Source organism: Oceanospirillum multiglobuliferum, assembly GCF_900167095.1.
Lineage (GTDB): Bacteria > Pseudomonadota > Gammaproteobacteria > Pseudomonadales > Halomonadaceae > Oceanospirillum > Oceanospirillum multiglobuliferum.
Genome location: NZ_FUXG01000002.1, coordinates 134424 through 156987 on the forward strand (window position 1 = coordinate 134424; position 22564 = coordinate 156987).

The window sequence follows — 22564 nt, forward strand, 5'->3', positions numbered from 1 at the left end:
TGAAGTAAAGTATAGAGTCAATGGTGCGACTTTCTCTGGATAAGTAATTCTATTACGCAGATTATTAGGTACTGGCACAATGGATACAGTTTGGATTCTTATTCTCTTAGCAATTGTCATGGTGACATTATTTGATTTCACTAATGGCTTTCATGACGCCTCCAATATGGTGGCCTCGGTTATTGCCTCAAGGGCGATGACGCCTGCTCAATCTGTCTTTATCGTAGGCTTTTTTACCTTTTTAGGCCCTGTTTTAGGGGGCACTGCCGTAGCCAATACTATTGGCAAGTTTGTGCTGCTGGATGACCTGCCCGAAACCTTGTCTCTCTCGGTGGTGGTCTGTGGTTTGTTTGCAGCAACCGCGTGGAATTTTCTGACCTGGTGGCGCGGTATTCCCTCGTCTTCTTCACATGCCTTAGTGGGTGGTCTTGCAGGTGTCGTTGTGGTGGCCGCAGGTTTTGATCATGTGTTGTGGGGCTTCAGTGAGCTGTTACAGGGGCGTGTTACGGGCGTAACTAAAGTACTGTTAGCACTTCTGGTTTCGCCATTATTAGGTTTCTGGGTAGGCTTTATTTTACATCGCTTAAGCTTGTTTTTTCTGCGCTCAGCCAGTCCGTTGGTTAACCGAGAGTTAAGAGGTGCGCAGTGGATTTCAACCGCCGCTCTGGCTTTTGCGCATGGTGCCAATGATGCACAAAAAAGTATGGGGATTCTGACATTGTGTCTGCTTTTGGGCGGGCAAATTGAGAGTTTTGTAGTGCCCATGTGGGTGATTATGCTATGTGCCACAGCTATCACCTTAGGTACTATTTCAGGTGGTTGGAAAATTGTGCGCACCTTGGCCTTTGCCATCTACAAAATTCGGCCTTTGCATGGCTTTAACTCTCAATTGACCTCTGGTGCGGTGATCTTTTTAGCCTCAATGATCGGGGCGCCAGTATCGACGACTCATGTCGTATCTTCTTCGATTATGGGCATTGGCGCCTCAGAGCGACCAAGAGCAGTACGTTGGAAAAAAGCCCGAGAGATTGCCATTACTTGGGTTCTAACAATTCCTGGATCGGCGCTGGTGGCAATGTTGGCTTATGGTTTGCTATCTCTGTTTGGCTTGGTATAGCGTATTAATGAATCACGCAAAGGTGCAAAAATGACAACAACACAAAAAAGAAATTGGTTACAAAAGCTGTTGGCGCGACTGGTACCTGTTCCAGCCGATTTTTTTGCGCTATTGGCTGAGCAAAGTGCAATGGTGACGGTGACCATACGCAATTTAGATTTGTATATGCGCCATGCGGATGTGCAAACCGCCAATATTTTATCTGATGATGAACATGCTGCGGACACTATTAAAATTCGTAATTTGCACCAACTGAACCGTGCGTTTTCAACCCCGATAGACCGTGAAGACATCTACCGTGCGATTGAAGCGCTGGACTGGATGATTACGCACTGCAAAAGCACGATTAATGAATTACTTGATCTAGATGTTGCACCTGATCAGCATATGCAAAATATTGTGCAAGAGCTGTTGCAAGGCAGTGAAGCACTAGAGAGAGGCTTTCAAGCACTGGCGACTTATCCCGCTGGCGCAGAAAAAGAAGCGCAAACGGCACGACACTCACACCGTCGTATTGAACGCTTATATCGCCACAGCTTAGCGGATCTGTTTCAGGGAGAAGTCACCACAGAGATGTTACGCAAACGAGAGATTTACCATCACCTAATGGATGGTTCTAGGCGCTTACATGCTGCTGCTAATGTGTTGCACGATATTATGGTGAAGTTGGTTTAGTCTCTTTTTGAATCCCCAGCCCCTTGATATCAAAGGGCTGTAGAGGAAATTATCCAGAAAGTATGAAGTTAATCAGAGATTCCCTAAATATCACAATGCAGCATATTGATTTTGAGACAGAAAATAAAAAAACTCCCCCGTGCTTTGCCCGTATCTAGACAAGAAATTAAGATTCGCTAAGGTTTCATTTTTTTCTAATGGGTTGTTTTTTCTATCATTAATGCTAATTTTTTATACTCAGAAATAGATTTAAATCTTGATTCGTTTTTAATTAAACCAACGATTAGTTGTTTTAATTGTTCGAATAAGAACCGTAACTGATGATCCAAACTAATTTGAGAGCTTTTTATATCATGAGCAATAGAATTTCTTGAATTTCTTATAGAAGACAATATATCTCCGGCTAAGTTTTTTTTGCTTCCATCTATGAAATAAGATAGGATTTTTCTCATTTCAAATTGTTTTATATTAAACACTTCATCTAATATTGCCCATATTTTAATAATTTTTAAACTGTCGGACTGATTGTCAAAAGCTAGTGATAAACCTTTCATGATTTTTGATATAGCTAGAAATATTCCTTTGTTTTTCTTGTTTAGAGACATAACCGATTCAAAAAAATCCTCAAAACCCTCCAACTTTAATGTTGACAATTTTCTTTTTCTATACTCTTGCTCATACCAATATAAATTCTCATTAACCATATTCCCATCTGGGAAGTGAGCAGTATGTATATTACCAACAAAAAATGGATTTTGTATTTTGCTTCTAATCTCCCCCATACTACCCATGCTTAAAGGATTACTGATTGTTAGCATCATAGCTCCTCTAATAAAGTCTATGGCTTCCAATGACTGGGATACAGCATAACTTTCATCAAGTGCATGACACTTGGCGATGCAGCATGTAAAATCTGAATCTTCCGAAACCCCTAGGCATTTGATTTTGCTAAACAAATTTTGTCGACTACTTTGATACTTTTCAGGTATTTTAGGGTAAAAAGAAAGGTTTACAGAGCCAATTTTTTTATTAGAAATACTGACTTCAGGGCAAATGGATAACATAATAATAACATGATATTCCATACATCCACTTTTATATAGTGAATGGCATTTCTTGTTATAGTGATCTATGAGTAAATCTTCGCTCCATTCTTTTTCCTCTAGAATAATATCTTTAAAAGTTTCTTTAAGAAATTTATATTTTTTCTCATCTGAAATAGAGGGGTAAGCATGCTCAATAGAGTGATATACAGATGTTATGTAAAGATCATGTTCTAATGGGTACTTTATAGCCCTATCTCCTGCCTTAGATGCAGAAGAAAATAGCTCTTGAAGTAGGTGGTTACACGCTTTTTCTTTCTTCCAAGTGCTTTTCTTAGCCAATTTCAAGGTTCCTTGCTTTAGAAAGGCCTTCAATAGGCAGGTGCGCTACATGTAAGGCATTTAGTATTATTTACCTTCTTTCATAGTTTACTGTCAACAGTCATCTATTAAGTCATTTTTCTATTTCTTAAAAAACAAGACAGTGCTTTTCCTTTGCGGTGTGTTTACACTATGGTTTACGTCATGGATTTGGGATTTTTTGGCTTCGATTTTTAACCATTAACACCTCACCAAATACAACATTAATCTCATCTACGGCTTTATTCTTCACCATTTCCATCCTCTGGGATCTAATCCACCTTCCGGTCATAAATCAGGCCGGTTAGGAGTAGCCACAGATTGCAGGCTAAAAAACAAATCCGTATGATGCCCTGCCCCCTGTTTAGGGTGTTTTTTTGTTCTTTGTATGAGCGGTTCTAGCTATGCGTCAAAATAACCGAGTGCCTCCCCATTTTTACGCCACGATTTGTGCCATTTTAAATGATGTTTTGCATCAACATTGGCCGCTAGACCGCAGCTACCATCAACACTTCTCACGACAAAAGCTCAGTGCGCAAGACCAAGGTTTATTGGTTTCGATTACGGGGGAGATATTACGTCGTCTGAACTATTACCAACAGCTTGCAGGCTTAACTGACGTTGGCACTCGACAGGCACCTGCTGCGCTATTACAAGCGTGGTTTGCCGCTCAAAGTTGGCCTGTACCTAGGGTGAATAATCAGCCACCTGCCAAAGCAGCTGACTATCAAAGTCGTATCAATAGCCTGAAAAACAATGCTCAAGTTAAAGATGGTTGCCCTGATTGGCTAGAGCAGTTAGGGCAAAACCAGCTGGGTAAGCGTTGGCCGCAAGAGCGTGCCGCTTTGAGCCAAGCCCCACTGCGTTATATTCGCGTAAACCGATTAAAAGGTACGCCAGAGCAACTGCAAAAGCGCTTACAAGCTGAGCGTATTCAAAGCGAATTGTTACGCCAGTACCCTGATGCCTTGGTGGTTAAAGGCGATGCACATCTGTTTCGCAGTGCCTGTTATCGTGAAGGCTGGTTTGAGCAGCAGGATTTAGGTTCACAACAGATCGCCCGTTTTCTAGCGCCTAGTTCAGGTATGTTTACCATTGATGCTTGTGCAGGCACGGGGGGCAAAAGTTTGCACTTGGCTGCTATGATGGCGAACAAAGGGCGCTTAATCTCAATGGATATTGAGCAGCACAAGCTAGAGCAGTTACGCCAACGGGCGCGTAAAGCGGGGGTAAACAACCTTGAAACGCGCCTGATTGAATCTTCCACGCAAATTAAGCGACTCAAAAACAGTGCCGATCGCGTGTTATTAGATGTGCCTTGTTCGGGTTTGGGCGTGTTGCGTCGTAATCCAGAAGCGAAGTGGTTTCCACAGTTCAATGATTTGAACTCACTTTGCCAAACTCAGCAGGATATTTTGCAGCGTTATAGCAAAATGGCAAAAGTTGGCGGTGAAGTGGTGTATGCCACTTGCAGTATTTTACCGCAAGAAAATGAACAACAAGTGGCGCGCTTTTTAGAACAAGCCGATGGGGCATTTTCTTTGATGGCTGAGATGATCATCAGCCCCGCCGAGCATAACAGTGATGGCTTTTATATGGCGAAACTAAAACGTGAGGCTTGATCTATTTCAAAAGCACCCTCGTATAACAAGCGCTAATTGAATCAATCCCTTTGCCTGATTAGGACTATCACGATGGAAACTTTTGAGCAGATCTATCAACGTGCGGCGGCTCGTAAAGGCGGTGAACAGGCGCTAGAAAGTTTGATGCCTGTTACCTTAAGCCGAGCAGAGCTTGCTCAATTAGATGACAGTCGCTATTTGGCACAGTTTACCAAGTCGATTTTTCAGTCTGGTTTTGTTTGGCGAGTGGTCGAACAAAAGTGGCCTGATTTTGAAGCACAATTTTTTAATTTTGAGCCAGAAACGCTTTTGTTGCTCAGTGATGAGCAGTGGGAGAAAAAAGCCCAAGACCCCAAGATTATCCGCAATTTAAGCAAGGTGATGACCATTAAGCACAATGCTCAGATGATCTATGATCTGCAATATGAGCAGGGCAGCTTTGCACAGTTTGTCGCGCAATGGCCCAATGAAGATGTGGTGGGTTTGTGGCAGTTTCTGAAAAAGCGCGGTAAACGTCTAGGCGGTAATACAGGGCCTTATGCTTTGCGCTATCTAGGTTTTGACACCTTTTTACTGACCAATGATGTGTGGGCGTATCTGAAAGCGCACAACATTGTCACCGCAACCAGCGCTACAAGTGTCAGAGCTTTGACGGAAGCTCAAGCGGCTTTTAATCAGTGGCAGCAACAATCAGGCCGAACTTTTTCGGTCATTAGCCGTACAATTGCTATGAGCATGGGGGACAATGTGGTTTAAACTGAGCATCTGACTCAAGTAAACCGTAGTGCTTTAAGATTAAATGCCACTCATTTTGATAGCCCAAACTTTGTACAAAGTCAGTTAAAAATAGATGCACCTCGGTGAGTTGTGGCGTGACCAATAGATGACGGTTATAAGTGCTTAGTGCTGTTTCTGCCCTATAGAATAAGCCTTTCATAGCGGTATCTTGCTCAAAGTAGCTGAAGGTGCTATCAGGCATAGTAGTAAAGTCGATTCGACCATACTGGAGCTTTTTAAGGTTTTGATCCTCTCCGCCAGAGTCTTCCCGCGTGATCTCCCCTCGTGCAATTGCTGCGGTTAAAGCCATATATTCTCGTCCTAATATCCCTCCAAAAGTTAGCCCCTTGAAAGCACTGACATCACCGTTGTAACGAATAGGTTTGTCCATGCGAGAAATAATCTCATTACGATCAGTCAACAAAGCGGGAGTCCATAGATAGCGTGTGAACTCGGGATCTGACATCCATAGCCCATTCACAAAAAGCACTACCCCTTGCTCGCCCGTTGCCAGCTTAAGGTCTAAACGCTTACGAGGGTACATGGACAAGGTAAAGTGGTAATGTCCTTGCGATTTCTGATTGAGTAGATCAGTAAAATCATAAAGTAAGCCCTTATTAGGCGCTGTTAGAAATGGAGGAAATTGGTAATAGCTCCACATCTGTATCTCCGTTGGTTTTGTTGAAGCTGCATTGGCAACTGAATAGCACAGGTGCACCAGCAGCAATGGCATCAAGAGAAGAGTGCATGTCAACTTAAACGGCATATTAAAAATTAGTCCTATACTGAATGAGGTTGCTTCAGTGTTGCGTCCTTATGACTAGCATAGCTGAGATTAGACTGTTTCGAGAGAGTGCAACTATAGTGCCTATTGTCAGCTTACAAGTTGGATGGTTTGATAGAGACAATTAACAGATAAGAGATAAGGTAAAAGTGATGTGGCTTCCTGATTTAACGCTTTATAAAGGCGCACGCTATATCGCTATTGCTGATGCTATGGCGAGTGCGATTGAGTCTGGTGAATTAAAAGATGGAGATCGTTTACCCACGCATCGTGCTTTAGCAGATCAGCTGTCGGTCACTGTTGGTACAATAACGAGGGCTTACGCCGAGGCTGAGCGCCGAGGATTTGTGAATGCTCGCGTTGGGCGCGGTAGTTTCATTGCCACACAACACAGCCAGCGGTTAATTATTCCAAGTGACAATGAGCCTGATTGTGTTGATTTTCGTTTGAATTTGCCTGTTGCCAAAGATCGTGCAGAGGCTTTAAGCCAATCAATGAATACATTGGCCAAAGACTCTGTGCAAATGAACCGTTTATTGGGTTATCAACCAGATATAGGTTTACTTGAGCATCGTATACAGGCGGCAAATTGGTTAAAGCAAACGGGTTTAACAACAGATGCCGACTGTATCGCACTGACTAATGGTGGCCAGCACGCCATTATGTTGGCGCTCTTAGCCTTGACTCGTCCTGGGGATAGTATTTTATCTGAGGCGATGACTTATCCCGGTTTTATGGCGATTACCCATCAATTACATCTACGTCCACAACCTGTGGCAATGGATGAAGAGGGGGTTATACCTGCCGCCTTTGAAGAGGCTTGTAAGCAGTTTAGCCCTAAGGTGTTCTATTGTACGCCGACATTACAGAACCCAACCACAGCCATTATGTCAGGGCGTCGGCGAGAGGCTTTAATAGAAGTAGCGCGCCGTTATCAAGTTTGGATTATTGAAGACTCTGTGAATAGCAATTTATTGGAACAACCCCCAATGCCTTTGGCTGCAATGGCACCTGATTTAGTATTGCACATCAATAGTGCATCTAAAACTTTGGCAGCAGGCTTGCGTGTGGGCTGGCTGGTATCTCCTACCGCAATACAGCAGCAGGTTGCAAATGCCCTAAGAGCAAGCTGCTGGATGGCCAGTCCGCTATTGGGTGAAATTGCCAGTAGTTGGATTGCCAGCGGTTTAGCACAACAATTGTTAAATGAACAACGCCAAGAGCTGGTTTTACGTAATCGTCTGGTTAACCAATATTTAGCCCCTTTTGCTTTACGTGCAAACCCCAACAGTTTACACGCTTGGCTAGAATTGCCTTCGCCTTGGCGCAGTAGCGAGTTTATTCAAGCGGCAGACCAACAGGGGGTTAAGGTGATTGGTGAAGATAGCTTTGTGGTGGCTCAGTACTCTGCACCTCAAGCCATTCGATTATCTGCCAGTAGTGCATGGTCAATTGGCCACTTAGAAAAAGGCTTAAAAGTTTTGGCCGCCTTATTACGAGAGGAGCCAAAACCCACTTTAACCGTTTTTTGAGCTAATCATTAGGCTGGTGCTTTTTACAGACGGGGCACTCTGGGTCTTGGTTTAGCTTCATGCTGCGCCATTGGCTGGTAAGCGCATCAAACAGCATTAAGCGGCCTGTGGCAGGCTGACCAGCACCAGAGAGCAACTTGACTGCCTCTAGAGCTTGCATAGTGCCGATGATACCAACTAAGGGGGAAATTACGCCATTTTCGGCACAGCGTAGTGCCTCATCATCACTTTCTTCATATAAACAACGATAGCAAGGGCTGCTATCAAGGCGGTTATCAAATACAGCCAGTTGGCCAGAGAACTGGATTGCTGCCCCTGATACTAAAGGAACCTTATGTTGCACAGCGTATTGATTAACAGCAAAACGAGTGGAGAAACGGTCGCTGCAATCCAGTACTAAGTCGGCTTGTGCAATCTCTTGGGACAGTGCCTCTTCTGTTAACTTTTCTGGTAGGGCGCGTACGATACAATCAGGATTTAAGGCGTGAATCTTGTCTCTGGCTGATTCAACTTTTAAACGGCCAATATCGGCTTGGCTGTGAATAATTTGTCGTTGCAGGTTAGACAGATCAACCGAATCAAAGTCAGTAATAACTAAAGTGCCAACGCCAGCGGCAGCCAAATATAGTGCTGCAGGTGATCCTAACCCGCCCATGCCGATGATCAACACTTTTGCGGCCAATAACTTTTGCTGTCCGTCGATTTCAACTTCAGGCAGCATAATTTGACGGCTGTAACGCAGCAGTTGTTGGTCGTTCATGGTTAAGTGCTCTTTTTTTAGAATGGCTTTATAGCGGGCAAGAACCAGCTCAGCACATCCGATGATCTATCAACGGTGTGCTGAAAAGATTTGGCATAGAGGGTTGTCTAGGTCAAATGGTTATCGTCAAACTCAGACATATCGGGTACATAGATTGAAGCGTCTTCTTTTACTTCTTCCATTACTACGTAGCTTTTAGATTCTTTAACTCCAGGAAGAGTCAGTACGACATCTTCTAGCAGCTGGCGATAAGCAGACATCTCAGGAATGCGACATTTTAGGATGTAGTCAAATTGACCTGAAACTAGATGGCATTCTTGAATTTGAGGCTGTTTAGCAACTGCACGTCGGAACTCATCAAACACTGCGGAAGATTGGGTTTCTAAACTGATCTCCACAAATACCAGCAGGTTAGCTCGCAGATACTTTGGATTTAATAGGGCTTTATAACCCTTAATAACACCGTTGCGTTCTAGACGCTTAACACGTTCTAAACAAGGTGTGGTACTTAAACCTACTTGGTTAGCAAGATCCACGTAAGAGATACGGGCATTATCTTGTAAACAAGCGAGAATTTTTAAGTCAATACGGTCGAGTGCACGTGGTTTTGATGGTTTCATATCGGGTCACAATAGCTCATCAATCAGAATGTTTTACTAATTATTGTAAATCTTACAGTAAGAATTGCTGATTAGAGCTTATCGCTAAGCGAGGGGCAATTTCAAGAGGTCTATAGGGAATTATAGCTAATACTTTACTGTTAACTGCTTGAGCGCAGCATAAACACATAGCATTGTAACTTACGAGGCTGTTTTTCGAGTTTTAAACAGAGCGTTACAGTGCATTCAACTACTTAATCAATATGATAACAACCAAGAGTAACACGATCTTGACCGGCAAGATCTTGAGCTGAATGTACCTGCTGATAGCCTGCATTCAGCAAAATCTGCTGAACAGCTTCAGCCTGATTGTAACCATGTTCTAGCATCAACCAGCCAGAAGGTTTCAAGCAACGTTGGCAATCTATGGCTAATTTTCGAATGTCGTCAAGGCCATCTGCGCCAGAGGTTAAAGCGGATAGAGGCTCAAAGCGTACATCCCCTTGCTGTAAGTGTGGGTCATCAGCCTCGATATAAGGCGGATTGCTGACGATAAGATCAAAGTGTTGGTCGGGCAGTGCTTGGCACCAGTCTGACTGAATTATGGTGACGTTATTGAATCCCAGTTGCTGCCTGTTTTGTTCTGCTAGTGTCACTACTTCAGGTTTGAAATCTGCGGCGGTAATCTGCCATTGTGGTTGCTCACTTGCTAGTGCCAGTGCAATAGCCCCCGTACCTGTGCCTAAGTCAGCCACATAAGCTTGTGGTTGGCTTGCCAGTTGTTGCAGTGCTAATTCAACCAGTCGCTCGGTATCTGGGCGTGGAATTAAAGTGTCAGGGCTAACCTTTAGGGTTAAGCCCCAAAACTCTCGGCAGCCGATCAAATACGCGACGGGTTGCCCTTGTTGGCGTTTCGCAATCCAGTGCTGATACTGCTGCCACTGTTCTGGCTGCAGCTGTTTATCAGGCCAAGTGTATAACCATGTTCTGCTTTGCTGAAGCAGTTCGCTCAACAGAATTTCAGCATCTAACCTAGGCGTTGCTGAGGGTTGCTCCGATTGGCTCAACTGCTCTGTCGCCCAAGTTAAAACCTGCTGAATCTCTAAGTTCATGGTGTTTACCTTTTCCTTGATCTTATCCTGATTTTGTTGGTAGATAGCGTCGATTAAGAGTCGCTGAGTGCCGCTAGTAAGTCGGCTTGGTATTCGGCTACTAGTGGGTTGATCACTTCACTGAGATCACCTTCCATAATCTCATTCAGCTTGTACAAGGTTAAGTTGATGCGGTGGTCGGTCACTCGACCTTGTGGATAGTTATAAGTACGGATACGCTCAGAACGGTCGCCACTGCCCACTAAGTTACGGCGTGTGTCTGACATCTCTTGTGCCGCTTTGTCATCTGCAGCCTGCTGAATACGAGACACCAACAATGACATCGCTTTAGCTTTGTTTTTGTGCTGTGAGCGTTCGTCCTGACACTCTACCACTGTACCTGTTGGAATGTGTGTGATACGAATTGCGGAGTCAGTGGTGTTAACGTGCTGACCACCAGCACCAGAGGAGCGGAAGGTATCAATACGTAGATCAGCTGGGTTAATGTTCACTTCACCCACTGCATCGGCTTCAGCCATGACTGCAACTGTGCAAGCGGAAGTGTGGATACGGCCTTGAGATTCTGTTGCTGGTACACGTTGTACACGGTGAGCGCCAGACTCAAACTTCAATTGTGAGTAAACACGGTCGCCGACGATACGGGTGATGATCTCTTTATAGCCACCATGCTCGCCTTCGTTTTGGCTGATGATCTCCAGCTTCCACTTTTTCTTTTCAGCGAAACGGGCGTACATGCGGAACAGGTCGCCTGCGAAGATAGCGGCTTCGTCACCACCTGTACCAGCACGAACCTCTAAGAACACGTTGCGTTCATCGTTCGGGTCTTTAGGCAGCAGTAGTTTTTGTAGCTCAACGTCTAGGGCTTCAAGATCATCTTTGCCTGCTTCAATTTCATCACGGGCCATTTCGCGCAGATCTGGATCACTGTCTTGTAGCATGATCTCAGCTTCTGCCATGTTTTCTTGAATTTGCAGGTAGCGATTGTACGCGGCAACCACATCCTCAAGCTCTGAATACTCTTGTGAGTAGGCGCGGAATTTATCTTGGTTGGTGATCACTTCTGCATCACTTAAGTGTGCCTGAAGTTCTTCAAAACGATCTTTTAAAAGATCTAGTTTGGCAAGAATTGATGGTTTCATGTTGGCTCATCCGCTTCGCGGTTGCTAATTAATTAAAGCGTTACTTGTCTGGAATGGGTCAAAGTTTAGACCGAGTTGCATCGAAGAGGAGTAAAGCGGATAAGTGTCAGTATCACCCCAGTGGGGATGCTAAACGCAGGACTCGCCTCAACGCTTGCGGTTAAGTGGAGCGACGCTAATCCAGAGCAAACAGTGTGCGAGCAGCATTCAACAAGTCATGACGATTATCGGCGGACGCTTGTCTTAGCTGCACCATAGGTTCATGCAGAAACTTGTTGGTTAAGCCTTGTGCGAAACGGGTCAATACTTGCTCAGGGTCTTGGCCGTTTTTCAATTGCTGCAAGGCTTTTTCTAGTTCTTGTTGGCGCAGGTGTTCGGTTTGCTGGCGTAAGTCGCCAATCAGTTGTCCCGCTCCACGGGCACGTTGTGACTCTAAAAAGCTTTCAACGCCCGTTAAGATTAATTCTTCTGCTTGTGCCGCAGCCTCTTGTCGGCTGCGCATATTCTCTTCGATGACTTCACGTAGATCATCTACGCTATACAGGTAAACATCATCTAAATCGCCCACTTGAGGTTCAATGTCTCGAGGTACGGCGATATCCACCATAAAAATCGGTCGGTGTTTACGGACTTTTAGCGCGCGCTCTACCGCACCTTTACCCAAAATCGGCAGTTGGCTGGCGGTGGAGGCGATGACAATATCCGCACGTTCTAGCTGGCGGGGAATATCGCCTAATAATACCGCTTCGCCGTTAAACTCTTCTGCCAGTGCTTGCGCCCGTGCCAAGGTACGGTTAGCGACCACCATGTTGCTGACACCTGCATTACGCAAATGGCGTGCGACCAGTTCAATGGTTTCCCCTGCACCTATCAGCAAGGCTCGGCTTTTGGCTAGATCGGAGAAAATACGTTGTGCCAGGTTAACTGCAGCATAGGCGACAGAAACAGGATTCTCACCAATCGAAGTTTGGGTACGTACTTGCTTGGCAACAGAGAAAGACTGTTGAAACAGTTGGTTAAGTTCACGGCCAACAAGACCATTGTCGCGGGCGTTTACATAGGCATCTTTAATCTGCCCCAGAATTTGTGGCTCACCTAAGACCATAGAGTCTAAGCCACAGGACACTCGCATCAAATGACGGGCGGCATCAGCATCGGCATATTGATAGCTGTAGCGGGCTAGGTCTTGCAAATCAAGTTGATGGAACTGGCCAATCCAATCCAAAACAGGGCTGGTGGCACTTTGAGCTTGATCGTCTAATACGCAGTAGAGTTCAGTTCGATTGCAAGTTGAAACCACAGTCGCTTCAGTGATCAACGGGTGTTGTTTCAGCTGTGCAAACGCACCCTCTAGTTGCTCAGGCGTAAACGCAACGCGTTCACGAATCTCAACTGGGGCTGTTTTGTGGTTAATTCCGAATGCAATCAAGCTCATAGCAGGTTGAGTATCTAATGGTTCCAGCAAAAGATTACGGCGGGCAAAATAGACGCGCCAGATTTAATGACCGCTTTGGATAGGTGTTATATAACCTTTTGAATGATAAGGCATACCACCTAATTTTTTATTGATTTTACACGGCTAATACAGTGTATTTTCGTCGGTCGCCCCTTCGGTCTGGTTTAAGAGCCGAGTTCAGGGCTGGGGATAATAGCATATCCTTAGAAAGGTGGCACTCTAGACAAGGTGCGCAGTTTCTATCGAAAATAGGGTTAAATAGATCGACCTTTTTTTAGATTAAAACACAAGAGTAAAATAACAGCGCAGAGCAGCAATATTGGTGTAGAACCATAGCGGCTAAAGGCGGTGTGCCCACTCATACTTTGTGCTTCTCCGCGCACAATTGCAGGCTCAAATTGTGGTGCGCTAGCGGTAATTCTCCCTTGAGGGTCAATAATAGCGGTGACGCCATTATTGGTGCCTCTTAGCATATAACGGCCATTTTCTGCTGCACGTACCTGTGCCATTTGTAGGTGTTGCAATGGCCCAACGGAATGTCCAAACCAGCTGTCGTTCGATATTGTAACTAATAGATCGCTACTTTGTGCTTGTTGGCGCACAAAGTCAGGGTAAACCACTTCGTAGCAGATAAACGGTGCAATGCTTTGGCCTTTGGCTACTAATAGAGGTTGTGCTGAATCTCCTGCAATAAAGCTCGACATGGGTAGATTGAAAAAACTAATCATGCCCCTAAACAGAGACTCCAATGGTACATATTCACCAAAAGGTACGAGCTTTTGTTTGTGATAAATCCCATCGGCATCTCCTGTTGCGATCACTGAGTTATAAAAAGCTTGATTACCATCAGTGCTGACAGCGCGCTGTGGCAAACCTGTGATTAATGCCGTCTTTTCAGGTAGTTCAGAGATGATTTGTGCAAGATAAGGTTTTGATTGTTCTAGCAGCAGCGGCACTGCTGTTTCAGGCCAGATGACCAGGTCTGCATCTTGAATATCTTGTGTCAGGTTGCGATAAAGCTGTAAAAATTGCTGACGATACTGGGGCTTCCACTTTAGGTTTTGATCAATATTGCCTTGAACCAGTGCCACTTGTAGTTTGGGTTGGCTGGGTTCTGTCCATTGAATGTGGTTTAAGCCCGCTGATGCGACCAGTAGCGTGACCATTAATGCTAGTAGACTACGTAGTTTAATTTTACGTTGTAAGGCTAAATAGAAAACGCCGCCTGTCAGCACCAGTAAAAAGCTGGCGGTAAATACGCCACCTAGGGGTAACCAACCAACGAGTGGTGAGTCGACTAATGCATTACCTGCAAAAAGCCACGGGAAACCAGTTAACAGCCAGGTTCGTAACCACTCAAATAGTACCCATAGTGCTGCGAAACTAGTAATAGAGAGTAATGGCGATTGTTTTTTAGCAAAAAAACGTTGATACAAGCTGATTTGTAATGCGGGTAACAGTGCCAAGCCCATGATAAAGGCTAGCGTTAACAGTAAAGCAAGAGGTATACCCGTATAGCCGTAATCATGAATGCTGACGTAAACCCAAGAAACTCCTGTCCCAAATAAACCCAAGCCAAAGAACCAGCCCAGAGTAAATGCAGAGGCTTTTTCTTTAGGTTGTGAAAAGCTGTTGTTAGCACGCTGTAATGCATTAATGCAGCTCAGTAGCAGCAAAACCGAAACCGGTGTCATCATCCATAGCGAATAAGGGGCAAAAGAGAGGGGGAGTAATCCGCCTGATACTGCTGCTAATAGATAGATTGGCAACCCTTTACGGGTAGAAAATTGCTGTAGGGCGCGGGAGATAGCCATGCCAAGTAAATCCTGAAATAAATATCAGGGCAGACTAGCAAAAGCATGCCAAGATGAAAATATGTCCGCAAGACAGTTTGATAATGATCAGCTGATTCAAGTCGAGCTTAAGCCTTTGCTTACTCACTTATTGAGTCAACTGATCATTTCACGGGAGTGAAGTGCCTAAGTTTAGCCAGCCTTTTGCACTTGCAGTAAACGGATACGGCGATTATCAGCGTTAACTACTTTGAACTCTAAACCATTAAGCACAGTTGTTTCATTGCGGTTGGGCAGATGTCCAAAGCGCTGCATTACGATGCCGCCTATGGTATCGAACTCTTCTTCACTGAAATCGGTGTGAAAGTGCTCATTAAAGTCTTCAATCGGGGTCAGTGCCTTCACGATAAACTTTTGCTCATCAATGGCACGAATGTCCATGTCGTCTTCATCAACATCATGTTCATCTTCAATTTCACCGACAATCTGCTCCAAGACGTCCTCGATGGTCACTAAACCAGCAATGCCGCCATATTCATCTACCACTATTGCCATGTGGTTGCGCTTGACACGGAACTCGCTCAGTAGACTGTTCAGGCGTTTGGATTCTGGAATGAATGAGGCTGGTCGAATAAAGTCTTTTAGCTGGAAGTCACTGCGGTCTTTTTTCAGTATCAAAGGCAGAAGGTCTTTTGCTAATAGTACGCCTAGTACTTCATCAGCATTTTCCCCGATTACTGGGAAGCGAGAATGTGCAGACTCGATAATAACGGGCAAAAATTGCTCTGGTGATTGTCCGTCTTTCACTGCCACCATTTGCGAACGAGGAATCATGATGTCTCGAACTTGCATCTCGTTGATCTGCAAGGCACCTTCGATGATGTTCATCGCTTCAGCATCAAGCTGTAAGCGCTGTTCTGCATCACGGATAAATTCGAGCAGCTCACGTCGGGTTTTGGGCTCGCCCGTGAGTGAGGTCATGATGTTTTTAAGCCAGGATGATTGACCCTGACTGTTGCTCGATCGGTCTTCGCTCATGAGTGTTACATTCCTATTGCTTGCCATTTTGAAATCAGGTCGATCTAAGTGGTTTTCCCAAGTAACTTTAATCGACATATTTTTGTCTGCTTAATATAGCCTTTAAAAGCAGTGTTTCACAATGGCTCTTAGTCGATGTTGTAGGGATCTTGGATATTCAGGCTGACTAACAATTCAATCTCTAGGGCTTCCATCTCTTCTGCTTCCTCATCTTCAATATGGTCATAGCCGAGTAAATGCAAGCTGCCATGAATAATCATATGTGCCCAGTGGTCTTTCAGGGCTTTACCCTGTTCCTGTGCTTCCTCGGCAACCACTTGTGCACACACAATCAGATCTCCCAGTAATGGGAGTTGCACTTCTGGTGGAGACTCAAAGGGAAATGAGAGCACATTAGTTGGCTTCTCTTTCCCACGGTATTGATGATTTAGAGACTGGCTCTCTTCAGGGCTGACAATACGAATGGTGATCTCGTGCCCCGTGTCTTCATGGGCATCAATCACTTTCTGTAGCCATAGTGTGAAATCTGCCTCTGAAGGCAGATTATCGGCATCGCAAGCCAGTTGTAAGTCAATTACGGCTTGTGTAGACATTATCGTTTATCCTGCACGTTTGACAGTGCGGCTAAGTTTAGACTTTCTTGTTCCATTTTTAGGCGCTGGGCTTCACGGGCTTTACGCTCTGCCTGTTCTTTGACGGCAACTTCAGCTTCGTGTTTGTCATAAGCCTCAACAATGCGTTGTACCATTGGGTGGCGCACCACATCTTTTGAGTCAAAGCGGGTCACGCTGATCCCTTCAACGCCGTCGAGCACATCTAGCACATGTACTAGGCCAGATTTTTGGCCTTTGGGTAGGTCGATCTGGGTCACGTCACCTGTAATCACCGCAGTTGAGCCAAAACCAATACGGGTCAGGAACATTTTCATCTGTTCACGGGTGGTGTTTTGGCTTTCATCCAAGATGATAAAGGCGTTGTTGAGGGTGCGGCCTCGCATATAAGCCAGCGGTGCCACCTCAATCACATTGCGTTCAATCAACTTGGCGACTTGCTCAAAGCCTAACATTTCATACAGCGCGTCGTACAATGGCCGCAAATAAGGGTCAACTTTTTGCGAAAGATCGCCGGGTAAAAAGCCAAGTTTTTCCCCTGCCTCTACGGCTGGGCGTACCAGTAATATGCGACGTACTTCATCGTTGCTCAGGGCTTCTACCGCACAGGCAACCGCTAAATAGGTTTTACCCGTGCCTGCAGGGCCTACGCCAAAGTTAATGTCGTTGGTAATAACCGAACGTACATAAAGCTGCTGATTGGGGCCTCGCGGCTTAATGCTGCCTTTCGGGGTACGCAGAATGATCTCTTGATCTGCGGCTCCTTCAGGGCGTTGCATCTGCTGCTCGATCGCTTCAACTCCTGAGGCTTGTAAATACAGGTGCACGTTTTCAGGGCCAAGCTCTGCTTTAGCCGCATCTTGATAGAGCGCTTCTAAAACATGTGCAGCCGCTTTGATACGTATCGGTTCACCTGAAAGCTGGAATTGATTGCTACGGTTACGGATCGAGATACCTAAACGTCGTTCGATTAGGCGCAGGTGCTCATCGTGCAAGCCGCATAAGTTCGCCAGACGTTGTGCGTCATTAGGCTCTAAGTCAAGTTTGATCGTATTGGTTTGACTGTTCAAAAGAAATTCCTGTTTCAGCCTTTTAATTCAGTATAGTCAATCACGCGCTGTGAGATTAATAACGCTGGCCGTCGACCAATTCGCCCCGCAAGGAGTTCGGCAATGCTTCAGTGATTCGGACATCTACAAAATAACCGATCAGATCCATCGGGTTCTCAGCTCGGAAGTTTACTGAGCGGTTATTCTCTGTACGGCCTTGCAGCAAACTCGGATCTTTGTGAGAGAAGCCGCTGACCAAAATACGTTCGACATTGCCCACCATACGACGCGAAATCTGCATAGACTGTTGAATAATGCGATCTTGCAGGATCTTCAAACGCTGCTTTTTCACCTCTTCCGGTGTGTTGTCTTCCATGCTGGCCGCAGGGGTGCCGGGGCGAGCGCTGTAGACAAAGCTGTAAGAGATGTCAAAACCAATCTCTGCGATCAGGTTCATGGTGTCTTCAAAGTCTTCATCGGTTTCATTTGGGAAGCCGACAATAAAGTCAGATGAGAAGCAAATATTCGGGCGCTTCTCTTTAATGCGACGCATTTTGTCGATGTATTCAGCACGAGTATGACCGCGTTTCATTGCAGCTAAAATACGGTCTGAGCCACTTTGCACGGGTAAGTGCAAATGGCTGACCAATTCAGGTACTTCGGCAAAGGCATCAATCAAACTGTCGGTGAACTCAACAGGGTGCGATGTGGTGAAGCGAATACGGTCAATGCCCTCAATCGCTGCGGCAACTGTAATCAGCTCTGCCAGATCAATCTCTTCGCCGTCGTCATTATGGCCGCGATAAGCGTTAACGTTTTGACCTAACAGATTGATCTCTCGTACGCCTTGTTCAGCAAGGTGTACGATTTCGGCGATCACATCCTCGAATGGGCGAGATACCTCTTCACCGCGAGTGTAAGGCACTACGCAGAAGGTACAGTATTTACTGCAACCTTCCATCACCGATACAAATGCACTGGCACCTTCAACGGTTGGCGCTGGCAAACGATCAAATTTTTCGATCTCTGGAAAAGTGACATCGACAATTGCGATATGGTTTTTCTTAGAGGCGTCGATCATTTCAGGTACGCGGTGCAGGGTTTGAGGACCAAAGATCACATCCACAAAATTGGCACGTTTGCGGATATTGTCACCCTCTTGGCTGGCAACACAGCCACCTACGCCAATGATCAGATCAGGATTTTTATCTTTGATCTTCTTCCAACGTCCCAGTTGGTGGAAAACCTTATCTTGCGCCTTCTCACGAATGGAGCAGGTGTTCAGCAAAAGAACGTCAGCCTCAAGCTCGTTGTCTGTGAGTTCGAGTTCGTGACTTTCACCCAATAGATCAGCCATACGAGAGGAGTCATATTCATTCATCTGGCACCCGTGGGTTTTGATGAATAATTTCTTAGCCATGAATAACACCTGCTTGTTTAATGCGATTAATACGGACTGCCCCAAAAAAACGACGCTGATTGGACGTTTATTCGTGTGCGACAGTTCAAAAACAGAGGATTATACGAGTCCTGTTGCACAGCGCCTAGTCTGATCTTGAGAAAATATCCAAGTTAGCCACTTGGGTATTACGATCAAGCTACAGTCGCAATTTTGATTTATGGTATGCTCAGGCTCTTTTTTTCAGATGCATGATTGAATGGAGCCACTATGGCTGAGGCTGAATCTATCTACCGAGTAATTTTTCTGAATAAAAATGAAGTGTACGAGTTGTACGCTCGCCAAATATTTCAAAGCGATCTGTTTGGCTTTCTGGAAATTGAAGCGTTTGTGTTTGGTGAGCGCAGCCAAATATTGATTGATCCTGCGGAAGACAAACTTAAACAAGAGTTTGCCGACGTGAAGCGAAGTTACATCCCTTACAATGCCATTGTGCGCATTGACGAGGTTGAGCGTGAAGGCGTCGCTAAGGTGAGTGAGTGGAAGTCGGGGAGTAATGTGGCGCATTTTCCTGGTCGACCTGTGCCGACGCCACCGAAAGGACAAGATTAAGCGCTGTATGGTGCTGTTACCTGTATTGAGTTCAGTTTGAAGGGGGAGTTATGGATAAGGCATTTTGGCATCAGCGGTGGCAAGAGGAGCGTATTGGCTTTCACCGTGATGAAGTACATCCGGCGTTGCCTGCGTACTGGTCTTATCCTCCGCATGGGGATTCTGGCGTGGTCTTTGTGCCGTTGTGTGGCAAATCAAATGATATGGTTTGGCTTGCCCAGCAGGGATGGCAGGTGATTGGTGTGGAGTTGAGTGCGAAAGCGATAGAGGCTTTTTTTGAAGCGCAACACTTAACGCCAGTTCGCACGGAGGTGGCTGATCATCTCAGCTGTTATGAAGCAGGTGCCTACCGAATCTATTGTGGCGACATCTTTCATTTGCATCGAAAGCAGTTGGCTCAGGTTTGTGCTGTGTATGACCGAGCCGCATTGGTGGCGCTACCGGAGGCGATGCGTCAGCGTTATGCTTTTCATCTGGCGCAAATGCTATCCCCTGGTGTTCGCATGTTGCTGGTTAGCTTAGAACACGATAATCCATCAGGCCCTCCCTTTTCGGTTGAGCTGGAGGAGTTGACTTGGTTGTTTGGGGCTAACTTTGAAGTCAAAATTTTGGCGCATTTGCCAGAAGATGAGCGTCAGGTGGTTGATGTCGTCTATCAGTTGGTGCGTAAAGGTAAGCAAAATCTAAAAGAAGTGATGCGTAAAATAAAGTCTGAGTAAACTTGGCAGGCTTCGCGATAAAAAATAGGGTGAATGCCTGTCGCATTCACCCTAGTCTTAAATGCTATCTACTGCTGAGCTGTAACAGCGGTTTGATTTAGCTTTATCATATCCAAGATAATCCGACCGGACTCGACAAGTTCAGCATCTTGATTTGGATCGTCTTTTTTATCTTCGTGCTCATTTAACTCCTTAATCAGCTCCAAACCTTTTGCTTTACGACGTTGGTTTTCTAGCGCTAATTGCTGCGCCTCAATCCGTTTGGTTTCAGCTTGTCGAGTTTGCTCATTTAGGCTGATACTTTTAATGCTGCGTGTTTGTTCAATTAGCTTAGTTTGCTCAGCCAGAAAGATTAAGTCTGGGTCTTGTAGGCTACGCTTTTGGTGATTTTCACGTAACGCTGGTAGCCATGTAGGAAGTTGAACATAAAACTTGTGCGGTACTTGTTTGACTTGATCCCAAGGTAGAGCAAACTCTAACGCACTTTCGCCCACTTCTTTATGGTCGAATAGGTTGGGGAACATAATGTCGGGTACAACGCCTTTATGCTGCGTGCTTTCGCCTGAGATACGGTAGAACTTGGCGCGTGTCAGTTTCAGTTGCCCATGATCTAAAGGTGTCACAGATTGCACTGTGCCTTTACCAAAGGTTTGACCACCGATTACGACGCCTCTCTGATAATCTTGAATGGCGCCCGCAAAAATTTCGGACGCAGAGGCGCTTAAGCGGTTGACCAATACTGCCAGTGGGCCGTTGTAAACAATGCTGTTGTCTGAGTCGCCTAATATATCAATACGACCCTCTGCACTGCGCACTTGTACGGTTGGGCCTCTATCAATAAATAAACCAACCAATGAGTTGGCTTCTTGCAATGCACCGCCGCCATTGTTGCGTAGATCAATAATTAAACCGTCAATACCTTCGGCTTCTAGCTCTGTAATTAAACGGGCTACATCTCGAGTGGTGCTGCGGTAGTTTTCAGCACCTTGACGCCACGCCTCAAAGTCAACATAGAAGGCTGGAATATCAATAACTCCAATACGGCGGTTTTGGCCGTTTTGATCTAAGGTGACAATGGATTTTTTCGCAGCTTGATCTTCTAGCTTCACAGTATTACGAACAATCGCAATCTCTTTGCTTTGGCTATTATCAGCCGCATTGGCTGGAATAACTTGCAGGCGTACGGTGCTGGCTCTAGGATCGCGGATTAAGTCGACAACTTCGTCTAAACGCCAACCTATCACATCAACTATCTCTCCATTTTCTTGACCTACACCAATGATGCGGTCGGCAGGTTTCAGCTCTCCTGCTAGGTCTGCTGGGCCACCGGGTACAAGACTGACCACTTTTGTGAACTCATCTTCAGATTGCAATAATGCACCAATGCCATCTAATGAGAGTTTCATGCGGATATTAAAAGTCTCTGAACTGCGTGGTGATAGGTATTGCGTATGTGGGTCGTAAAGCTGGGTGTAGGCGTTCATGAACACTTGAAAGACATCTTCATCACGTGTTTGTTGAACTCTCGTCAGTTGGCTTTGTAGGCGTCGTGTTAAGGTTTTGCGTGCCTCTGCAACGGTTTTACCTGATAGTTTTAAGCTAAGAAGGCTGTTTGTGAGGCGCTTCTTCCACAGCTTGTTTAATTCAGCTTCTGTCGCTGCCCAAGGTGAGTCTGTGCGGTCCAATAGCAGTGTTTCTTTGCCGTCAAATACAAAGTCATCTGGGAATGATTCTAGGTCAACCAACTGTTGTTCAATACGCTTAACCAGCTTCTTCTGGTAAGTGTTATAAATTTCGAAGGCTGCTTGTAAATCACCTTTTTGCAGGTCGTCGTCTAGCTGATTACGATACTGTTCATAGTTGTCGATTTCAGCTTGAGTAAAATAAGCTTTAGAGCCATCAAGTAGTTTCAAATAATGGTCAAGAATTTGTGCTGAAAGTGCATCATCTAATTTGATCTCTCGATAATGACCATAACCAAGGCGCTCTACTACATCTTTAGCAGCTTGCCGTTGTTCTTGGCTTGCACTGAGCTGACCTACAGCGGCATTTTCTGCAAAACTGTAGACGCTGAATATAGACAGAAAAGTCAGTATTAAAGCGCGGGGCAAACCTAATGGGATAACCTTGGATAACATTCACTTCTCCAGTAGCAAAACCTCGAAGACAACAGCAAGGCTTTATTCTGTTATTTTTTAGAGTTTAGGTCGTAGACTGTGTTACAGCATGCTCAAATCGAGAGTTTCTATCTGTATATATTGACTAATGTGCTCAAAAACAAGTTACAAACAGAATAAGCTCAGCTTCGACAGATTTTGATATAGTACACCATGATGCAGGATTTATTTCATGCTTCGTCCATTTACA

Annotated in this window: 20 protein-coding genes; 7 read left to right on the forward strand and 13 right to left on the reverse strand. The window is 45.2% G+C overall.

The window, feature by feature from the left end; genetic code table 11:
- Positions 1–79 precede the first annotated feature (79 nt).
- Positions 80–1117 carry an inorganic phosphate transporter gene (locus tag B5D26_RS02005; RefSeq protein WP_078744019.1) on the forward strand — a complete coding sequence of 346 codons (1038 nt, stop codon included), beginning with the start codon at positions 80–82 and terminating at the stop codon, positions 1115–1117.
- A gap of 30 nt (positions 1118–1147) precedes the next feature.
- Positions 1148–1792 carry a DUF47 domain-containing protein gene (locus B5D26_RS02010; protein WP_078744020.1) on the forward strand — a complete coding sequence of 215 codons (645 nt, stop codon included), beginning with the start codon at positions 1148–1150 and terminating at the stop codon, positions 1790–1792.
- Between the two features lie 194 nt (positions 1793–1986).
- On the opposite strand, the gene B5D26_RS02015 is transcribed toward B5D26_RS02010, so the two are convergent.
- Positions 1987–3177: a hypothetical protein gene (locus tag B5D26_RS02015; RefSeq protein WP_078744021.1), complete on the reverse strand. Its 1191-nt coding sequence runs from the start codon at positions 3175–3177 to the stop codon at positions 1987–1989.
- A gap of 422 nt (positions 3178–3599) precedes the next feature.
- On the opposite strand from B5D26_RS02015, the gene B5D26_RS02020 reads away from it, so the two are divergent.
- Positions 3600–4817: an RsmB/NOP family class I SAM-dependent RNA methyltransferase gene (locus tag B5D26_RS02020; protein WP_078744022.1), complete on the forward strand. Its 1218-nt coding sequence runs from the start codon at positions 3600–3602 to the stop codon at positions 4815–4817.
- A 72-nt stretch (positions 4818–4889) separates the two neighbouring features.
- Complete coding sequence (locus B5D26_RS02025) at positions 4890–5573, forward strand: DNA-3-methyladenine glycosylase I (protein WP_078744023.1); 684 nt, start codon at positions 4890–4892, stop codon at positions 5571–5573.
- Here B5D26_RS02025 and B5D26_RS02030 read toward each other — a convergent pair.
- A complete protein-coding gene (locus B5D26_RS02030; RefSeq protein WP_078744024.1) occupies positions 5545–6255 on the reverse strand; it encodes a hypothetical protein in 711 nt (236 codons plus the stop codon). The genes B5D26_RS02025 and B5D26_RS02030 overlap by 29 nt on opposite strands.
- Positions 6256–6530: 275 nt before the next feature.
- On the opposite strand from B5D26_RS02030, the gene ehuR reads away from it, so the two are divergent.
- Positions 6531–7910, forward strand: coding sequence for a MocR-like ectoine utilization transcription factor EhuR (gene ehuR / locus B5D26_RS02035; RefSeq protein ID WP_078744025.1), 1380 nt, complete (start codon positions 6531–6533; stop codon positions 7908–7910).
- A gap of 1 nt (position 7911) precedes the next feature.
- Here ehuR and B5D26_RS02040 read toward each other — a convergent pair whose 3' ends face one another.
- The 10 genes from B5D26_RS02040 to miaB form a co-directional block, all read right to left on the reverse strand.
- Positions 7912–8670: a HesA/MoeB/ThiF family protein gene (locus tag B5D26_RS02040; RefSeq protein WP_078744026.1), complete on the reverse strand. Its 759-nt coding sequence runs from the start codon at positions 8668–8670 to the stop codon at positions 7912–7914.
- Between the two features lie 107 nt (positions 8671–8777).
- Positions 8778–9290 carry an Lrp/AsnC ligand binding domain-containing protein gene (locus tag B5D26_RS02045; RefSeq protein ID WP_078744027.1) on the reverse strand — a complete coding sequence of 171 codons (513 nt, stop codon included), beginning with the start codon at positions 9288–9290 and terminating at the stop codon, positions 8778–8780.
- Positions 9291–9523: 233 nt separating this feature from the next.
- On the reverse strand, positions 9524–10381 hold the full coding sequence (gene prmC / locus B5D26_RS02050) for a peptide chain release factor N(5)-glutamine methyltransferase (RefSeq protein WP_078744028.1): 858 nt from the start codon (positions 10379–10381) through the stop codon (positions 9524–9526).
- 53 nt (positions 10382–10434) lie between these two features.
- Positions 10435–11520: a peptide chain release factor 1 gene (gene prfA / locus B5D26_RS02055; protein ID WP_078744029.1), complete on the reverse strand. Its 1086-nt coding sequence runs from the start codon at positions 11518–11520 to the stop codon at positions 10435–10437.
- A 175-nt stretch (positions 11521–11695) separates the two neighbouring features.
- Positions 11696–12955: a glutamyl-tRNA reductase gene (hemA, locus tag B5D26_RS02060; RefSeq protein ID WP_078744030.1), complete on the reverse strand. Its 1260-nt coding sequence runs from the start codon at positions 12953–12955 to the stop codon at positions 11696–11698.
- Positions 12956–13230: 275 nt separating this feature from the next.
- Complete coding sequence (lnt, locus tag B5D26_RS02065) at positions 13231–14790, reverse strand: apolipoprotein N-acyltransferase (RefSeq protein WP_078744031.1); 1560 nt, start codon at positions 14788–14790, stop codon at positions 13231–13233.
- Positions 14791–14961: 171 nt separating this feature from the next.
- Positions 14962–15807 (reverse strand): HlyC/CorC family transporter, encoded by an 846-nt coding sequence (locus B5D26_RS02070; protein ID WP_078744032.1) that lies wholly within the window; start codon positions 15805–15807, stop codon positions 14962–14964.
- A gap of 128 nt (positions 15808–15935) precedes the next feature.
- Positions 15936–16400 carry an rRNA maturation RNase YbeY gene (ybeY, locus tag B5D26_RS02075; RefSeq protein ID WP_078744033.1) on the reverse strand — a complete coding sequence of 155 codons (465 nt, stop codon included), beginning with the start codon at positions 16398–16400 and terminating at the stop codon, positions 15936–15938.
- Positions 16400–17488, reverse strand: a complete 1089-nt coding sequence (locus tag B5D26_RS02080; protein ID WP_078744034.1) for a PhoH family protein — start codon at positions 17486–17488, stop codon at positions 16400–16402. The genes ybeY and B5D26_RS02080 overlap by 1 nt, the downstream gene beginning before the upstream one ends.
- 55 nt (positions 17489–17543) lie before the next feature.
- On the reverse strand, positions 17544–18887 hold the full coding sequence (gene miaB, locus B5D26_RS02085) for a tRNA (N6-isopentenyl adenosine(37)-C2)-methylthiotransferase MiaB (RefSeq protein ID WP_078744035.1): 1344 nt from the start codon (positions 18885–18887) through the stop codon (positions 17544–17546).
- A 249-nt stretch (positions 18888–19136) separates the two neighbouring features.
- Here miaB and B5D26_RS02090 point away from each other — a divergent pair, with 249 nt between their 5' ends.
- Positions 19137–19478, forward strand: a complete 342-nt coding sequence (locus B5D26_RS02090; RefSeq protein ID WP_078744036.1) for a DUF1820 family protein — start codon at positions 19137–19139, stop codon at positions 19476–19478.
- 50 nt (positions 19479–19528) lie between these two features.
- Positions 19529–20197: a thiopurine S-methyltransferase gene (locus B5D26_RS02095; protein ID WP_078744037.1), complete on the forward strand. Its 669-nt coding sequence runs from the start codon at positions 19529–19531 to the stop codon at positions 20195–20197.
- A 68-nt stretch (positions 20198–20265) separates the two neighbouring features.
- On the opposite strand, the gene B5D26_RS02100 is transcribed toward B5D26_RS02095, so the two are convergent.
- Positions 20266–22335 (reverse strand): carboxy terminal-processing peptidase, encoded by a 2070-nt coding sequence (locus tag B5D26_RS02100; protein ID WP_078744038.1) that lies wholly within the window; start codon positions 22333–22335, stop codon positions 20266–20268.
- Between the last annotated feature and the right edge of the window lie 229 nt (positions 22336–22564).

Excerpts from the sequence above, each read along its gene's own strand:
- B5D26_RS02005 (WP_078744019.1), top strand. The coding sequence starts at position 80 with ATGGATACAGTTTGGATTCTTATTCTCTTAGCAATTGTCATGGTGACA.
- B5D26_RS02010 (WP_078744020.1), top strand. The coding sequence starts at position 1,148 with ATGACAACAACACAAAAAAGAAATTGGTTACAAAAGCTGTTGGCGCGA.
- B5D26_RS02020 (WP_078744022.1), top strand. The coding sequence starts at position 3,600 with ATGCGTCAAAATAACCGAGTGCCTCCCCATTTTTACGCCACGATTTGT.
- B5D26_RS02025 (WP_078744023.1), top strand. The coding sequence starts at position 4,890 with ATGGAAACTTTTGAGCAGATCTATCAACGTGCGGCGGCTCGTAAAGGC.
- B5D26_RS02030 (WP_078744024.1), bottom strand. The coding sequence starts at position 6,255 with ATGTGGAGCTATTACCAATTTCCTCCATTTCTAACAGCGCCTAATAAG.
- ehuR (WP_078744025.1), top strand. The coding sequence starts at position 6,531 with ATGTGGCTTCCTGATTTAACGCTTTATAAAGGCGCACGCTATATCGCT.
- B5D26_RS02040 (WP_078744026.1), bottom strand. The coding sequence starts at position 8,670 with ATGAACGACCAACAACTGCTGCGTTACAGCCGTCAAATTATGCTGCCT.
- B5D26_RS02045 (WP_078744027.1), bottom strand. The coding sequence starts at position 9,290 with ATGAAACCATCAAAACCACGTGCACTCGACCGTATTGACTTAAAAATT.
- prmC (WP_078744028.1), bottom strand. The coding sequence starts at position 10,381 with ATGAACTTAGAGATTCAGCAGGTTTTAACTTGGGCGACAGAGCAGTTG.
- prfA (WP_078744029.1), bottom strand. The coding sequence starts at position 11,520 with ATGAAACCATCAATTCTTGCCAAACTAGATCTTTTAAAAGATCGTTTT.
- hemA (WP_078744030.1), bottom strand. The coding sequence starts at position 12,955 with ATGAGCTTGATTGCATTCGGAATTAACCACAAAACAGCCCCAGTTGAG.
- lnt (WP_078744031.1), bottom strand. The coding sequence starts at position 14,790 with ATGGCTATCTCCCGCGCCCTACAGCAATTTTCTACCCGTAAAGGGTTG.
- B5D26_RS02070 (WP_078744032.1), bottom strand. The coding sequence starts at position 15,807 with ATGAGCGAAGACCGATCGAGCAACAGTCAGGGTCAATCATCCTGGCTT.
- ybeY (WP_078744033.1), bottom strand. The coding sequence starts at position 16,400 with ATGTCTACACAAGCCGTAATTGACTTACAACTGGCTTGCGATGCCGAT.
- miaB (WP_078744035.1), bottom strand. The coding sequence starts at position 18,887 with ATGGCTAAGAAATTATTCATCAAAACCCACGGGTGCCAGATGAATGAA.
- B5D26_RS02090 (WP_078744036.1), top strand. The coding sequence starts at position 19,137 with ATGGCTGAGGCTGAATCTATCTACCGAGTAATTTTTCTGAATAAAAAT.
- B5D26_RS02095 (WP_078744037.1), top strand. The coding sequence starts at position 19,529 with ATGGATAAGGCATTTTGGCATCAGCGGTGGCAAGAGGAGCGTATTGGC.
- B5D26_RS02100 (WP_078744038.1), bottom strand. The coding sequence starts at position 22,335 with ATGTTATCCAAGGTTATCCCATTAGGTTTGCCCCGCGCTTTAATACTG.